This is a genomic window from Proteus penneri (genome assembly GCF_022369495.1).
In the GTDB taxonomy this organism is placed as follows: Bacteria; Pseudomonadota; Gammaproteobacteria; order Enterobacterales; family Enterobacteriaceae; genus Proteus; species Proteus penneri.
In genome coordinates, this window is sequence record NZ_CP059690.1 from 3510294 (window position 1) to 3525915 (window position 15622).

Sequence of the window (15622 nt, forward strand, 5' to 3'; positions counted from 1 at the left end):
TCCTTGTTTAATATTTAGTTCCATTGTTCGATTAATTGAGGCTGGCCAGATAATCCGTTATAAACAGCAATAGAAAGTTGCGAGCCATTAACTTCAACAGATAAGTAATCCCCTTTAAATAAAGCGCCACTGTTATAAACGGGAATATCACCAAAGATCTCACTACCACCGTAACGATTATCTTGTCCAACATAGTGTGTATGGCCAACAAATACTGCTTTCACACCATAGTGCTCAATCATGTATTTAAAAAAGGAGAGTTCTTCTTGAGAGGAGTTTTCAGGAAAATGTTGGTTACCATCATGAAAATTTAAAATAATGGTTTTATTACGATTGCGAGCTTGGATTAAATCTTTTTCTAACCAATCAATGGAATCCGTGACATTGATTGTTGATGCAGCCCAATGGTCGAGTACTACGTGATAAGTAGGATAATTTTGTAATTGAACAAAATGGATTTCACCATAGTCCCACGAATAGGCTTTACTACCTGAATATTCACTACTATCGTACCGGAAATTTTCTGAGGTTGAATAATGACGGTATTCTTCAATACGATAATGCATATCAAACACCATGCCTCTGGCACAAGCATTCATACTGTAATCAGAATTACTCGGTTCTGAGCAATCACCGACATTATTTTGATAATCATGGTTACCTAAACCGACATAGGTATTAAATCCTAAGGGAGATGGGGCAAAAAGAGAGCGAAAACTTTCTCGTTGGTGACGACGACCAAATTCCGTTAAGTCGCCGTTAATAATACCAAAAGCAAAAGATTTTTCGCGATGTAATAATTGTATGCTATCTCTGACTTTTCTAACTGTTGCCTCCCAACGAGTTTGATCGTCATTGGGATCATTATTATCTAAATTGAGTCTCCAAGGTTGAGGATCTGACATTACAATAATGTTGTAGTGTGTAGATTGTGTCGGGGTCGTCATAGCTATATTCCTTTTCGCGTTTTGTGTGAGATCTCCTTTTTGACGTAAATAGAAATGAACTACAATTTCAAAGTTTGTTAGTTATCTATGAGGGAAAGTAGAAAAGATAAGGGAAAAAGAAAGCGGTACTTTAAGAGGGAAAGTATCAAGTTACCGCTTTTTATTGGTTTGATAAATTAATTAAACTGCTTTTCTCTGTGATTTATTGGCAGCCCACAGTCCACTCATTTTCATTGCATAACCAAATAACACACCGACAATAAGTGAAGGAATGGTTTGTGTTAAATCACCTTGAGCAGCAAAAATGGTACAGGCGCCAATAAAGGTACCAGGAATATAGGCAAGCAGAGTGCTTTTAGCTTGAACGCACATTATAAAGGCAATCACACCCGTTACGGCATAGCCGAAAATAGATATATCATCAAACAGTTGGCTACCATAAATAATTACCAATGCCCAAATCACGCCACTCATAATTGTGGCAATTGTTACTGCTAATCCTTTTAATCCTTCTTTAGGGTAAGCAAAATAAGCCGTACAACCTAGAAAACCAGCCCAACTTAATAAATCAAATTGATTAGCTACAAATGCCCAAATGGCAGAAAGAATGCCTGTTGTCAGCGCAGTAAAATAAAGCGTTCTCACGATAGACTCTTAAATATAAAGGGGATATTTACCCAGTTAACTAAAGGCGAAGTTTAGCATTGTCATTGACTGGTTTTCTATATTTTGATCATGAAACATGATAATTTTAATACCTATTTTTTCTCTATCTAAAATCTATTTTTCTTTTTAAAAAAGGAAAAGATAAAGTAAACGATTGCGTTGTTTACTCAATGAATAAATAAAAAATAACTAGATATATCGTCTGATATTTATTTTTAATCGTGTAATTAAAGAATGGTATTAAATAATATAAAAAGTAAAAGAAGATAAGTCATTCATTTTACTTTTCTTGAGAAAGTTTATTACCTAAGTTAAATACGCACCTATAACTTTTACCTACTATAACCGTTAAATTGAAAATTACACGGTATAGCAGGTAAGTTGCTAAATATTAGCTAATCTAACAACGCGTGCTTTCATTCCATCCAATATTGTATTGCTGATCTCAGAAGGGAAATCTTCGGGTAATTGCTGTTTTACGCGTTGTATAACATCGTCCATTTCTTGATAAAAATAACGAAGAATCTTGCTCATCAAGGAAGGATCGAAACCGACAGCTTCGGCTGTTTGGTAAAAATGGCGAGGAAAAATTTGTTCTATTGCGTATTTTTTGCCTCGGCTTGCTTTTAATCCCATAGCAAGTTTTGCATCTCGTGGATTAAGTCCTTTTCCTCCAAAATTGGGATAGATAGACATAATGTCATAAAGAGGCGCGAGATGAAAACGTCCTTCTTGGTTGATAAAAACAGAAAAATTCTTTGCATGTCCATCTGTTGCCGCTAAAAGCCAAAATAGCACTTGCGCCTTCATAAAATGAAAACGGTCTTGATCGGCATTTGATGAGCCAAGTAAATATTTCATAATATCGATAATGCCAGGGCCCCCTTCATTTTCATATTTTAGTGCAGAAGGTATATTTAGAATTTGGCAAAAATCTTCTTGAGGTAAACGTATTATCCACGATTTATCTGATGAGTATTTTCTATCAAAACGTTCTACAGCAAGCGCTTTAATATTTTTTGTTTTAATAATAGAGCAGTGAGGAACAGGAAGATCAAATTCTTTGGCAATTAAGGTACAAAGATATTCATTTTCTACACTATCGGATAAATCCATTGTATAAGAATGACCTTCAATAACACCAATAGGCAGCTTAATAATATGTGTAGTCGGCGTATTATTGTGTGGCACACACCAATGATCATCTTTTAAAAGTAATGCTGTTTTTTCTTGCGCACCAGCAATAGAAATTCTGAAGTCAGGATATTCTTCAAGCATACCGAGTGGTGTATTGGATTGATATCCTAGTAGAATTTTCTCAAGTTCAGTGTCATCGAGTTTGTGATATTCTATTTTTTTGATATTCGCGGGTGTACTACCACTAGGAAGTAACCTTAATGCACCAACAGTATCTGCACCGATAGCCGCTAAAAGATCAAAGGGTTGGTTTGAATTCGCATTATAGCGACTCACAATACGATTTCTAATTTCAGTATTATCAGGTAACAGATTATCAAAGAAATTATAGACACAGTCTCCTTGATATTCTTGAAGTTGTAATGGCATCGAAAGAGAGATCGGACGACTTCCTGGTTGATTAACCCAATCTTCAGTATATTGGAATGAATGCGCACCTGAGCTTTTTTTAGTAAAAATCCCCACATAGTATTCATTCATATATACATCAAGACTCGCCATTTACCACTCCTCTTTCCATTCACTTTTGTGTGCTAAATTATTTTTAGCACCTTTAGGATGAATTTCCATCTCTAAATTTAGTGCAGAGAGCAGTTTGAAAAAGGTTTCTAGTTTGGTGGAATTAGGATTAAGTTCAAAATTGGACACGGTGTCTTGTCGAATTCCTACTTTTTTGGCGACTTTACTTTGAGATAGTTTTTTTGTTAATCGGACATCTTTTAGATGTACGCTGAGTTGATAGGCGTTAATTATAATCATCATTTTCTACCGGTTATAGGCGTTAATATCTAATATACCGGTTATAGCGTGTAGATCAAGGTCTAATGGTTATAGCGTGTAGATCTGATTTTACCTGCTATAACCGTTAAATTGAAAGTTACACGGTATAGCAGGTAATGTTGAGTTGTTATTTCCCAATACAGAAACTAGAGAAAATACGACCTAATAAATCATCTGAGGTAAATTCACCTGTAATTTCACTTAATGCTTGTTGAGCGAGTCTTAGCTCTTCTGCTAATAACTCACCTGATTTTGCATAAACCAGTTGCTCATGGCCTTGCTGTAAATGTTCTGCTGCGGTATTTAATGCCTGTAAATGGCGACGACGAGCCAAGAAACCACCTTCAGTATTACTGTTAAAGCCCATCGCTTCTTTTAAGTGATCGCGCAGTAACTCGATACCCATACCATCACGAGCAGATAAGCGGATCATCGGGTAGTTTCCTTGTGCCGTGATCTCGGCATTTTCCCCTGTTAAATCTGATTTGTTACGAATAACAGTCACAGGCAAGGTGTTTGGTAAACGTGCCATAAATTCAGGCCAGATATCTTCAGGTGTTGTTGCATCGGTTGTGGTGCTGTCAACCATAAATAGCACTCTGTCTGCTTGCTCAATCTCTTTCCAAGCACGTTCAATACCAATGCGTTCAACTTCATCACTGGCTTCACGTAAGCCTGCTGTATCGATAATATGCAAAGGCATACCATCAATATGAATATGTTCACGCAATACATCGCGAGTTGTACCAGCAATATCCGTGACAATGGCCGCTTCTCTGCCAGCTAATGCATTTAATAGGCTTGATTTACCTGCATTAGGACGACCAGCGATAACCACTTTCATTCCCTCACGTAACAGGCTACCTTGGCGAGCTTGAGCACGAACATCATCTAATTCAGCAATAACAGCATTGAGTTTTCCTTCGATGATGCCGTCAGAAAGAAAATCAATCTCTTCATCAGGGAAATCAATAGCCGCTTCAACATAAATGCGTAAGTGAGTTAATGACTCTACCATCTCGTTAACATGAGAAGAAAATGCACCTTGTAATGAATTAATCGCTGAACGTGCTGCTTGTTCTGAGCTGGCATCAATTAAATCAGCAATCGCTTCTGCTTGTGCTAAATCGAGTTTGTCATTTAAAAATGCACGTTCAGAAAATTCTCCGGGATTTGCAATACGCACACCAGGAATTTGTAAAATACGTTTTAGTAATAAATCTAGAATAACGGGGCCGCCATGGCCTTGTAGTTCTAGTACATCTTCACCTGTAAATGAGTTCGGATTAGGGAAGAAAAGGGCGATACCCTGATCAAGTACTGAGTTGTCATCATTGCGAAATGGCAGGTAATCGGCATAACGAGGTTTAGGCAATTTGCCTAAAACGGTTTGCGCCACAAGGGCAGCTTTGGGGCCAGAAACGCGTAGGATACCAACACCGCCTCTTCCCGGAGGTGTGGCCTGAGCGACGATAGTATCAGTGCTATGCATGGTGTACTCGCTTAATCAGAATAATCATATCAATATAAAAAACAGAAGGCGGTCATTGTAGACCGCCTTCGCTATTTTATGTCACTTTCCTTTGAATGTAACCAAGGAAGAGGTTTTTCCTCATGTGACCTTATTTTTTGTCTCTACTGTGTAAGCCACGTTTTTCCAGACCGCGGTAAATTAACTGCTGCTGGATAATGGTCACTAAGTTACTGACGATATAGTACAGAACCAGACCTGATGGGAACCACAGGAAGAATACAGTAAACACAACCGGCATAAAGGTCATGATTTTTTGTTGCATCGGGTCAGTCACTGCAGTTGGAGACAGTTTCTGAATGATGAACATTGTCACACCCATTAATAATGGCAGGATGTAGTATGGATCTTGCGCAGACAAGTCTTGTATCCATAACATAAATGGCGCATGACGTAATTCAACTGAGCCCATCAGCATGTAGTACAAAGCAAGGAAGATTGGCATCTGGATAATCAGTGGTAAACAACCACCCAGAGGATTCACTTTCTCTTGTTTGTATAACGCCATCATTTCTTGGCTCATACGTTGTTTGTCATCACCAATACGTTCACGCAGTGCAGCCAGTTTTGGTTGCAGTAAACGCATTTTCGCCATGGAGGTGTACTGTGCTTTAGTCAGCGGGTACATGATACCACGAACGATAAAGGTGATCATGATGATGGAGAAGCCCCAGTTACCGATAAAGCTGTGAAGGAATTTCAGCAGTTTAAACAGTGGCTGAGAGATAAACCATAACCAACCGTAGTCTACAGACAGGTCTAAATGTGGCGCGATAGCGGACATTTCTGACTGAATTTCAGGACCAACCCATAATGTAGAGCTGATGTCAGCTGTGCTATTGGGTGCAATTGTCACCGGTGCTGATTTATAACCAATCAGAGCAATAGATTTGTTTTCCAAAGTGATAGTATAGAATTGATTATTCTGACTATCTTTAGAAGGAACCCATGCTGTTGCAAAGTACTGTTGTAACATTGCAACCCAGCCATTATTGGTGGTTAGAGATAAGTTTTTATCTTCGATATCACCAAAGCTGTATTTTTTATAGTTGGTTTCATCTGATGAGTATGCCGCACCACGATAAGTGTGTAGCGCAAAGTTGCTGCTACCAGTATCACGGCTTTCTGGCAATTTAACAGATTGTTTTAACTGACCGTAGAAGTTCATTGTCAGTGTTTTATCTGTTGTATTCTCAATTTTGTAATCAACGCTGATATCGTATTGACCTTTTTTCAGAATGAAGGTTTTGATGAATTTCACCCCTTCTTCATTCACAAAAGTCATAGGTACGCGTAATTCATCCTGATTTTCACCAAGTACGAATTCGTTTTTATCAGCACTATAAACTGGGCGAGATTTCTGATCTGGACCATCAGGGCCGATTAAGCCACTTTGAGCCTGATACAGGAATTGTGGTGTAGTTTCCAGTAAACGGAAAGGCGTAGTCGAATTAAGCTCGGCGGGATAGGCTAACAAATCAGCCTCATCGATAGTACCGCCCTGAGTATTGATACGAAGATCAAGTACGTCAGTTTTTACGGTAATCAATTTTGCCTGCTCATTGCTGTTACCAGTTACAGCAAGACTATCACTGCTTGGCACGTCCGCTTGTTGCGAGACCTGAGCGGTAGTGGTGGTGTTTTGTGAAACTTTATCACCCTCCCACTGCTGCCAGATCAGGAAAGAAACGAACAGCAAAGCGATGAATAGAAGATTGCGTTGCGAATCCATCGTTAATTTTCTCTGTTATCGTCGTTTTTTCTAGGTGGGACAGGATCATCACCACCTTCGTGTAAAGGGTGGCATTTTAATATGCGTTTCACTGTTAACCAACTACCTTTTATCATTCCAAACCTGCGCAATGCCTCAATTCCGTAATTAGAGCACGTAGGATTAAAACGACAACGAGGCCCCAACAGAGGACTAATCCCCAGTTGATAGCCCCTAATTAGCAAAATCAGGACTTTTGAGCCAAGCGACAATGACGACGCCATAATTTACCCAACACTTCCGTCAATTGATGGTTATCAAGTTCAGCAACCCCTTTTCTTACTAATAGCACAAAATCCATCGGCGGTAATTCATGCTGATGTAAACGAAAGTATTCACGGGCTAATCGTTTAATACGATTACGCTCATGAGCACGTTTAACGTTTTTCTTTGCGATTGTTAGACCGATGCGGGGATGCCCCAGCTCATTCTGGCGACCCAAAATAGTAACTTCTGGAGAACTCGCACGTTGTGGTTGCTGGAAAACAAAATTGAAATGCTTGGGAGTTAACAAACGTAACTCCCTTGGAAAAGCGAGCTTAACCACGGAATGGTTAGCTTTTATTATTTCGAAGAAACGGTCAGACGAGCGCGGCCTTTCGCACGACGGCGAGCCAGAACCTGACGACCATTTTTAGTGGCCATACGAGCGCGGAAGCCGTGGTTACGGTTGCGCTTCAGTACAGACGGTTGAAAAGTGCGTTTCATGGCGATTTCTACCTACTTAATATAATTACTGATTCAGCAAATGCGTTGACAGACAGGCGTGCAATAAATAAACAAACCAGTACTTCAATCGCAGCATCAATGATGGAAAGATGCGGGATTGTAATAAAATCACTCAAATGCGTCAATCAAGATGACGCTTTAAGTACCGATTTTTGTCGTCTTTTTTAGCAAACCCGATAATCAATCCTGACTTATGCGCAACGAGTACGCTTATTAGCGACCTGAAAGAGAGCCTTAATAAGTGACTTTGTTGGTACAAGCACGCAGGGTGCAAGATTATACGGACTCATGGTGAAAGCGCAAGGATCTTTGGTGGATCAAATGAGAGATATTTGATCACTTCCTATAAGAAGGAGAGATTTATGTAAAGAGAAAGTTATCCCCAATTGCTATTTATAGGGCGACTCAAGTACACTAGAACGCCTTTGCATATTTCATTTGGTGAATTATCTTAAATCAGTAAGCCTGTGGATAAAAACCATAAAAACTGTGCAAAAGAAAGAGGATCTTCGTTTCATTTTGCGATATGATCCCCCGTCACGATCAGAATAGCCAGTCTGCGATCGTGAGTCACGATGTAAAAAAATCGTTGTCACCAAGAGTTGTTCCTTATTAAGAATTGAAGAGGAACGGTGTTGTGCACTTTGTATTTAGGCACACAGTGTTTAACTGCATTTTTCCTGTTTATTTTTTAGTCTTGTTTTTTTAGGGGAGTCCGCCGTGTCACTTTCGCTTTGGCAGCATTGTCTTGCCCGATTGCAGGATGAGTTACCTGCCACTGAATTTAGTATGTGGATACGTCCCTTGCAGGCAGAACTAAGCGATAATACGCTGGCACTGTATGCACCTAATCGTTTCGTTTTAGATTGGGTGAGAGAAAAATACATTAATAATATTAATGCATTATTAGTGGATTTTTGTGGCTCAGAAGTCCCTTCTTTACGTTTTGAAGTTGGTAATAAGCCAGCATCAGGGCGTACTACGGAAAGTATTCCTAAAGCTGTTGTACATCCAACGGTGAATACAACTCCAACACATAGCCAGCCTGTTCGCCCTAGTTGGGATAATCAACCTGCGTCTCAACTGCCTGAGCTCAATTATCGCTCTAATGTTAACCCTAAACATAAGTTTGATAACTTTGTTGAAGGTAAATCAAACCAGTTAGCAAGGGCAGCAGCAAGACAAGTCGCTGATAACCCAGGTGGCGCTTATAACCCACTCTTTTTATATGGTGGAACAGGACTGGGTAAAACCCACTTGTTGCACGCAGTGGGTAACAGCATTATGGAACGTAAAGCGAATGCAAAAGTTGTTTATATGCATTCTGAACGTTTTGTACAAGATATGGTAAAAGCGTTACAAAATAATGCGATAGAAGACTTTAAACGCTATTACCGTTCTGTGGATGCCCTCTTAATTGATGATATTCAATTTTTTGCCAATAAAGAGCGTTCACAAGAAGAATTTTTTCATACCTTTAATGCATTGTTAGAGGGTAATCAGCAAATTATTTTAACGTCAGACCGTTATCCTAAAGAGATTAACGGTGTTGAAGATAGATTAAAATCGCGCTTTGGTTGGGGATTAACGGTTGCTATTGAGCCACCTGAACTTGAAACCCGAGTCGCGATTTTGATGAAAAAAGCGGATGAAAACCAAATTCAGTTACCTGACGAAGTGGCTTTTTTTATTGCTAAAAGACTTCGTTCTAATGTCCGTGAGCTTGAAGGTGCGTTAAATCGAGTGATTGCTAACGCAAACTTTACAGGTCGTGCGATTACTATCGACTTTGTACGTGAAGCATTACGTGATCTGCTGGCCTTGCAAGAAAAATTAGTCACTATCGATAATATTCAAAAAACGGTTGCTGAGTATTATAAAATTAAAGTCGCTGATTTACTGTCAAAGCGACGATCTCGATCGGTTGCCCGTCCGAGGCAAATGGCAATGGCGCTGGCAAAGGAATTAACAAACCACAGCTTGCCTGAAATCGGGGATGCCTTTGGGGGTCGTGATCATACAACTGTACTTCATGCATGCAGAAAGATAGAGCAATTGCGTGAAGAAAGTCATGACATCAAAGAAGATTTTTCTAACTTAATCAGAACATTATCATCCTAGCGCTATGAAATTTATCATTGAACGTGAACAGCTTCTTAAGCCGCTACAACAAGTAAGTGGCCCTTTAGGTGGTCGTCCAACATTACCTATTTTAGGTAACTTATTGCTTAAGGTGACTGAAAACACCTTATCACTAACAGGAACTGACCTTGAAATGGAGATGGTAGCGAGAGTTAACCTTAGCCAGTCTCATGAAATTGGCGCCACAACTGTTCCTGCGCGTAAGTTTTTTGATATTTGGCGTGGGCTACCTGAAGGTGCTGAAATCAGTGTTGAGCTAGATGGTGACCGCCTATTAGTGCGTTCAGGTCGTAGCCGCTTCTCCTTATCAACATTACCTGCATCTGATTTTCCTAACTTAGATGATTGGCAAAGTGAGGTTGAATTTACTTTGCCTCAAGCAACATTAAAACGCCTCATTGAATCCACTCAGTTTTCAATGGCACATCAAGATGTGCGTTATTATCTCAACGGTATGTTGTTTGAAACTGAAAACACTGAATTACGCACGGTTGCAACAGATGGGCACCGTTTAGCCGTATGTTCGATGGATATCGGACAATCTTTACCTGGTCACTCGGTTATTGTTCCTCGTAAAGGTGTTATTGAATTAATGCGTCTACTGGATGGTGGTGGTGAAAGTTCACTGCAACTACAAATCGGTAGTAACAATATACGTGCGCATGTAGGTGATTTTATTTTTACCTCGAAGTTGGTTGATGGTCGTTTCCCTGATTATCGTCGTGTATTACCGAAAAACCCAACCAAAACAGTAATTGCAGGTTGTGATATTCTTAAACAGGCATTTTCTCGTGCTGCCATTTTATCTAATGAGAAATTCCGCGGTGTGCGTATTAACCTCACGAGTGGTCAATTAAAAATCACAGCCAACAACCCTGAGCAAGAAGAAGCAGAAGAAATTGTTGATGTTCAATATCAAGGCGAAGAAATGGAAATTGGCTTTAATGTCAGCTATCTCCTTGATGTATTGAATACCTTGAAATGCGAAGAAGTTAAGCTGTTACTGACTGATGCCGTTTCAAGTGTTCAAGTTGAAAATGTGGCAAGTTCTGCAGCTGCTTATGTTGTTATGCCAATGCGTTTATAATAGTCACTAACATGATTTTATCCCGTTTATTGATCCGCCATTTTAGAAATATCGAACAGGCGGATCTGCCATTAGCGGATGGCTTTAATTTTCTTGTTGGACCAAACGGGAGTGGTAAAACAAGTATACTTGAAGCGATTTACACCTTAGGACATGGACGAGCATTTCGTAGTTCTCAAGCAAATCGCGTGATCCAACATGATGAAAATGCATTTATTCTTCATGGGCGTTTAAGTGGGCTTAATGAAGAAAGCCGTGGCTATGCGATTGGATTAAGTAAAGATCGCGAAGGAAATAGTACAGTTCGTATTGATGGTAGCGATGGTCATAAAATTGCAGAGTTAGCAAAATTGTTACCCATGCAATTAATAACACCTGAAGGTTTTACTTTACTGAATGGTGGGCCTAAATATCGTCGCGCGTTTATCGATTGGGGCTGTTTTCATAATGAACCTCGATTTTTCGCTGCATGGTCGGATTTAAAACGTGTTTTAAAGCAACGTAATGCAGCACTAAGGCAAGCAACGTCTTATCGACAGCTGATGCCTTGGGATAAAGAACTTATCTTATTAACGCAACAGATAAGTGAATGGCGAGCTCAATATACTGAAGATATCGCTAAAGATATTGAAGAAACGTGTCGTCTGTTTTTACCTGAATTTTCGCTGAAAGTCAGTTTTCAGCGGGGGTGGGATAAAGAAACTGATTATGGTGAGTTGCTAGCACGTCAATTTGAACGTGATAAAATGTTAGCCTATACCTCACTTGGTGCTCATAAAGCGGATTTACGTATTAGAGCAAATGGCACGCCAGTAGAAGATATGTTGTCACGAGGCCAGCTCAAGTTGTTGATGTGTGCATTGAGGCTGGCACAAGGTGAATATTTCACTCGTAAGAATGGGCAAAGATGCCTGTATCTGCTCGATGATTTTGCTTCCGAATTAGATGCAAGTCGGCGTCAATTGTTAGCCGAGCGTCTAAAGTCTACGCAAGCTCAAGTGTTTGTCAGTGCGATAACACAAGGGCAAGTGAAAGATATGCTAGATGTAAATAGCAGGCTATTTAGCGTAGAACGTGGCAAAATAGAGGTTAAACCATAGGAATAAAGCGAGAAACGTTGATGTCGAATACATATGACTCCTCAAGTATCAAAGTATTAAAAGGGCTGGATGCGGTGCGTAAGCGCCCGGGGATGTATATCGGGGATACAGATGATGGAACCGGTCTGCATCACATGGTCTTCGAGGTGGTCGACAACGCAATCGACGAAGCCCTCGCGGGTTTCTGTGATGAGATTATTGTCACTATCCATTCAGATAACTCCGTCTCTGTTCGAGATGATGGTCGTGGAATTCCAACCGGCATTCACCAAGAAGAGGGTGTTTCAGCAGCAGAAGTTATTATGACGGTTCTGCATGCGGGGGGGAAATTCGATGATAACTCCTATAAAGTCTCTGGTGGACTTCATGGTGTAGGGGTTTCTGTTGTTAATGCGTTGTCTGAAAAACTCGAACTGACTATTCATCGCGATGGAAAAATCCATCAGCAAATTTATCGTCATGGTGTACCTGATGATCGCTTAAAAGTGATTGGTGATACCGAAAAGTCAGGCACATTTGTTCGCTTCTGGCCAAGTCTTGAAACCTTTAAAGGCGAGACTGAATTCCAGTATGACATTTTAGCAAAACGTCTGCGTGAGTTGTCATTCTTAAACTCAGGCGTTTCTATCCGTTTAATTGATAAACGTGATAACCGTGAAGATCATTTCCATTATGAAGGCGGTATTAAGGCATTCGTTGAATACTTAAGCCGTAATAAAACGCCAATTCATCAAAATGTATTCTATTTCTCCACTGAAAAAGATGGTATTGGTGTTGAAGTTGCGATGCTGTGGAATGATGGCTTCCAAGAGAATGTTTATTGCTTTACCAACAATATTCCACAACGTGATGGTGGTACACACTTAGTTGGTTTCCGTACTGCAATGACTCGTACGTTAAACAACTATATGGATAAAGAAGGGTTTAATAAGAAATCGAAAATCAGTGCAACGGGTGATGATGCGCGTGAAGGCTTGATTGCGGTTATCTCTGTTAAAGTTCCAGATCCTAAATTCTCATCACAAACCAAAGATAAACTGGTTTCTTCAGAAGTTAAAACAGCGGTAGAAACGCTGATGAATGAGAAGCTGGTGGAATACCTGTTAGAAAATCCAAACGATGCGAAAATCGTTGTCGGTAAAATTATTGATGCTGCTCGTGCTCGTGAAGCTGCACGTAAAGCACGTGAGATGACACGTCGTAAAGGTGCATTAGATTTAGGTGGCTTACCAGGTAAATTAGCAGACTGTTCTGAACGTGATCCTGCTTTCTCTGAACTGTACTTAGTGGAAGGGGACTCTGCGGGCGGCTCTGCAAAACAAGGGCGTAACCGTAAAACACAGGCTATTCTGCCGTTAAAAGGTAAAATCCTCAACGTTGAGAAAGCGCGCTTTGATAAAATGCTGGCGTCTCAAGAAGTAGCAACATTAATCACAGCATTAGGTTGTGGTATTGGTCGTGATGAATATAACCCAGATAAACTGCGTTATCACAGCATTATCATCATGACGGATGCCGACGTCGATGGTTCTCACATTCGTACGTTATTACTGACTTTCTTCTATCGTCAAATGCCAGAAATTATCGAACGTGGTCATATCTTTATTGCTCAACCACCACTTTACAAAGTGAAGAAAGGGAAGCAAGAGCAATACATCAAAGATGATGATGCGATGGACGAATATCTGATGTCGATAGCGCTTGATGGTGCAGCGCTTTATATTAGTGAACATGCGCCAGCAATGCACGGTGAACAACTTGAAAAACTGGTTGTTGACTACCATGCTGCACATAAAATTATTCGTCGTATGGAGCGCATTTATCCACTGAGCATGTTAAATAGCTTGGTGTACCATTCAACGCTCACAGAAGAAGATTTATCTGACAAAACCAAAGTTGAAGAGTGGATGAGTGGCTTGGTCAACCGTTTAAATAATGCGGAAGAGCAAAGTAGCACTTATAGTTATACCATCACTCAAAACGATGAAAACCGTCTGTTCGAGCCTGTATTACGTATCCGTACTTACGGTATTGATACAGACTATAAACTGGATTATGACTTTATCCACAGTAGCGAATATCAACGTATTACTCATTTAGGTGACATTATTGGTAACCTAATTGAAGAGGGGGCGTTTATTGAGCGTGGAGAGCGTCGCCAGGCGATTTCAAGTTTTGAAGAAGCACTTGAGTGGCTTACAAAAGAATCTCGTCGTGGTCTTGCTGTACAGCGTTATAAAGGCCTTGGTGAAATGAACCCAGAACAATTATGGGAAACCACCATGAATCCAGATACACGTCGTATGATGCAAGTTACCGTTAAAGATGCGATTGCAACCGATGAGTTATTTACCACCTTGATGGGTGATTCGGTTGAACCTCGCCGTGCCTTTATCGAAGAGAATGCGTTGAAAGCGGCAAATATTGATATCTAATGACGTGTAATGTCGCTAAGTAAAAAAACCAGCTAATTCAATTAGCTGGTTTTTTTCTATTTATGGGAGCTGTTTTATTGGAAAATTAACGCAGAATATTCAACATGCGACGTAAAGGCTCTGCTGCACCCCATAGTAGTTGGTCACCGACTGTAAAGGCTGAAATAAATTCAGGGCCCATATTCAGTTTACGAATACGCCCTACAGGAGTGCTTAATGTGCCCGTTACTGCGGCTGGTGTTAACTCTCTAATAGTCAACTCACGATCATTAGGGATGACTTTTACCCAGTCGTTATGGTTGGCAAGTAATTGTTCAATTTCAGCAACAGGTAAATCTTTTTTCAGCTTTAGAGTAAAGGCTTGGCTATGGCAACGTAATGCACCAATACGAACGCAAAGGCCATCGACAGGAATAATATTTGAACCTGTATTTAGGATCTTGTTAGTTTCAGCTTGTCCTTTCCACTCTTCACGGCTCTGGCCGTTTTCTAATTGTTTATCAATCCAAGGGATCAAGCTACCTGCCAGAGGAACACCAAATTGCTCAGTTGGCATTGTACCACTGCGCGTAAAGTTAGTGACTTTACGTTCAATATCTAAGATTGCAGATGCTGGGTTTTCTAGCTCTTTCACTACTTGATTATGTAAAGAGCCCATTTGTGACAGTAACTCTCTCATATGGCGAGCTCCCGCCCCAGAAGCGGCTTGATAAGTCGATACGCTTGCCCATTCCACTAAATTGTTAGCAAACAGGCCACCTAATGACATCAGCATTAAACTGACCGTACAGTTACCGCCGACAAAAGTTTTAATGCCTTTGTTTAAGCTGTCTTGAATATGTTGACCGTTGACGGGATCGAGAATAATCACGGCATCATCATTCATACGCAGTGCTGATGCGGCATCAATCCAGTAACCTTGCCAACCTGCTTGGCGCAGCTTTGGATAGATTTCATTGGTATAGTCACCACCTTGGCAACTAATAATAATATCGAGTGATGCTAGCGTATCAATATCATAAGCATCTTGCAGAGTGCTACGGTGATTACCATAAGCAGGAGCTGCTTCACCTAATTGAGATGTGGTGAAGAAAACAGGGTTTATCCCATCAAAATCACGTTCTTCAACCATTCTTTGCATTAAAACGGAGCCGACCATACCACGCCAGCCCACAAAACCAACATTTTTCATTGTAATTACCCTGTCTTTGTCTGTAGGAATAGTGAGAGACCTCAC

General features: G+C 40.3%; 14 protein-coding genes. 4 read left to right on the top strand and 10 right to left on the bottom strand.

Annotation, left to right across the window (positions count from 1 at the left end; all coding sequences use genetic code 11):
* Positions 1–14: 14 nt before the first annotated feature.
* The 9 genes from H1225_RS15700 to rpmH all read right to left on the bottom strand — a co-directional run bounded on the left by H1225_RS15700 (position 15) and on the right by rpmH (position 7600).
* Positions 15–947, bottom strand: coding sequence for a metallophosphoesterase (locus H1225_RS15700; RefSeq protein ID WP_109848241.1), 933 nt, complete (start codon positions 945–947; stop codon positions 15–17).
* A 180-nt stretch (positions 948–1127) separates the two neighbouring features.
* On the bottom strand, positions 1128–1592 hold the full coding sequence (locus H1225_RS15705) for a DUF1097 domain-containing protein (RefSeq protein WP_006534283.1): 465 nt from the start codon (positions 1590–1592) through the stop codon (positions 1128–1130).
* A 405-nt stretch (positions 1593–1997) separates the two neighbouring features.
* Positions 1998–3311: a type II toxin-antitoxin system HipA family toxin gene (locus H1225_RS15710; protein WP_161669190.1), complete on the bottom strand. Its 1314-nt coding sequence runs from the start codon at positions 3309–3311 to the stop codon at positions 1998–2000.
* The gene (locus tag H1225_RS15715) at positions 3312–3569 is read right to left on the bottom strand and encodes a helix-turn-helix domain-containing protein (protein ID WP_239739248.1); all 258 of its coding nucleotides are present in this window, start codon (positions 3567–3569) and stop codon (positions 3312–3314) included.
* Between the two features lie 148 nt (positions 3570–3717).
* Positions 3718–5082 (bottom strand): tRNA uridine-5-carboxymethylaminomethyl(34) synthesis GTPase MnmE, encoded by a 1365-nt coding sequence (gene mnmE, locus H1225_RS15720; RefSeq protein ID WP_006534279.1) that lies wholly within the window; start codon positions 5080–5082, stop codon positions 3718–3720.
* Between the two features lie 130 nt (positions 5083–5212).
* Positions 5213–6853 (bottom strand): membrane protein insertase YidC, encoded by a 1641-nt coding sequence (gene yidC / locus H1225_RS15725; RefSeq protein ID WP_072064719.1) that lies wholly within the window; start codon positions 6851–6853, stop codon positions 5213–5215.
* A gap of 2 nt (positions 6854–6855) precedes the next feature.
* The gene (gene yidD, locus H1225_RS15730; RefSeq protein WP_072064717.1) at positions 6856–7116 is read right to left on the bottom strand and encodes a membrane protein insertion efficiency factor YidD; all 261 of its coding nucleotides are present in this window, start codon (positions 7114–7116) and stop codon (positions 6856–6858) included.
* Positions 7080–7439, bottom strand: a complete 360-nt coding sequence (rnpA, locus tag H1225_RS15735; RefSeq protein ID WP_071788569.1) for a ribonuclease P protein component — start codon at positions 7437–7439, stop codon at positions 7080–7082. Before rnpA ends, yidD begins: the two co-directional genes overlap by 37 nt.
* A gap of 17 nt (positions 7440–7456) precedes the next feature.
* Entirely contained in the window at positions 7457–7600 is a 144-nt protein-coding gene (gene rpmH, locus H1225_RS15740; RefSeq protein WP_004246509.1) for a 50S ribosomal protein L34, read from the bottom strand.
* Between the two features lie 741 nt (positions 7601–8341).
* On the opposite strand from rpmH, the gene dnaA reads away from it, so the two are divergent.
* Genes dnaA through gyrB form a run of 4 tightly spaced genes read left to right on the top strand, consistent with a single transcriptional unit; the run spans position 8342 to position 14385 of the window.
* Positions 8342–9742 carry a chromosomal replication initiator protein DnaA gene (dnaA, locus tag H1225_RS15745; RefSeq protein ID WP_006534274.1) on the top strand — a complete coding sequence of 467 codons (1401 nt, stop codon included), beginning with the start codon at positions 8342–8344 and terminating at the stop codon, positions 9740–9742.
* Positions 9743–9746: 4 nt separating this feature from the next.
* Positions 9747–10850: a DNA polymerase III subunit beta gene (gene dnaN, locus H1225_RS15750; protein WP_006534273.1), complete on the top strand. Its 1104-nt coding sequence runs from the start codon at positions 9747–9749 to the stop codon at positions 10848–10850.
* Positions 10851–10861: 11 nt separating this feature from the next.
* On the top strand, positions 10862–11950 hold the full coding sequence (gene recF / locus H1225_RS15755; protein ID WP_115064983.1) for a DNA replication/repair protein RecF: 1089 nt from the start codon (positions 10862–10864) through the stop codon (positions 11948–11950).
* Between the two features lie 20 nt (positions 11951–11970).
* Positions 11971–14385 carry a DNA topoisomerase (ATP-hydrolyzing) subunit B gene (gyrB, locus tag H1225_RS15760; protein WP_109398973.1) on the top strand — a complete coding sequence of 805 codons (2415 nt, stop codon included), beginning with the start codon at positions 11971–11973 and terminating at the stop codon, positions 14383–14385.
* A gap of 85 nt (positions 14386–14470) precedes the next feature.
* Here the strand turns inward: gyrB and asd are convergent, their stop codons facing one another.
* Complete coding sequence (gene asd / locus H1225_RS15765; RefSeq protein ID WP_006534267.1) at positions 14471–15577, bottom strand: aspartate-semialdehyde dehydrogenase; 1107 nt, start codon at positions 15575–15577, stop codon at positions 14471–14473.
* Positions 15578–15622: the final 45 nt, after the last annotated feature.

Excerpts from the sequence above, each read along its gene's own strand:
- H1225_RS15700 (WP_109848241.1), bottom strand. The coding sequence starts at position 947 with ATGACGACCCCGACACAATCTACACACTACAACATTATTGTAATGTCA.
- H1225_RS15710 (WP_161669190.1), bottom strand. The coding sequence starts at position 3,311 with ATGGCGAGTCTTGATGTATATATGAATGAATACTATGTGGGGATTTTT.
- H1225_RS15715 (WP_239739248.1), bottom strand. The coding sequence starts at position 3,569 with ATGATTATAATTAACGCCTATCAACTCAGCGTACATCTAAAAGATGTC.
- mnmE (WP_006534279.1), bottom strand. The coding sequence starts at position 5,082 with ATGCATAGCACTGATACTATCGTCGCTCAGGCCACACCTCCGGGAAGA.
- yidC (WP_072064719.1), bottom strand. The coding sequence starts at position 6,853 with ATGGATTCGCAACGCAATCTTCTATTCATCGCTTTGCTGTTCGTTTCT.
- yidD (WP_072064717.1), bottom strand. The coding sequence starts at position 7,116 with ATGGCGTCGTCATTGTCGCTTGGCTCAAAAGTCCTGATTTTGCTAATT.
- rpmH (WP_004246509.1), bottom strand. The coding sequence starts at position 7,600 with ATGAAACGCACTTTTCAACCGTCTGTACTGAAGCGCAACCGTAACCAC.
- dnaN (WP_006534273.1), top strand. The coding sequence starts at position 9,747 with ATGAAATTTATCATTGAACGTGAACAGCTTCTTAAGCCGCTACAACAA.
- recF (WP_115064983.1), top strand. The coding sequence starts at position 10,862 with ATGATTTTATCCCGTTTATTGATCCGCCATTTTAGAAATATCGAACAG.
- gyrB (WP_109398973.1), top strand. The coding sequence starts at position 11,971 with ATGTCGAATACATATGACTCCTCAAGTATCAAAGTATTAAAAGGGCTG.
- asd (WP_006534267.1), bottom strand. The coding sequence starts at position 15,577 with ATGAAAAATGTTGGTTTTGTGGGCTGGCGTGGTATGGTCGGCTCCGTT.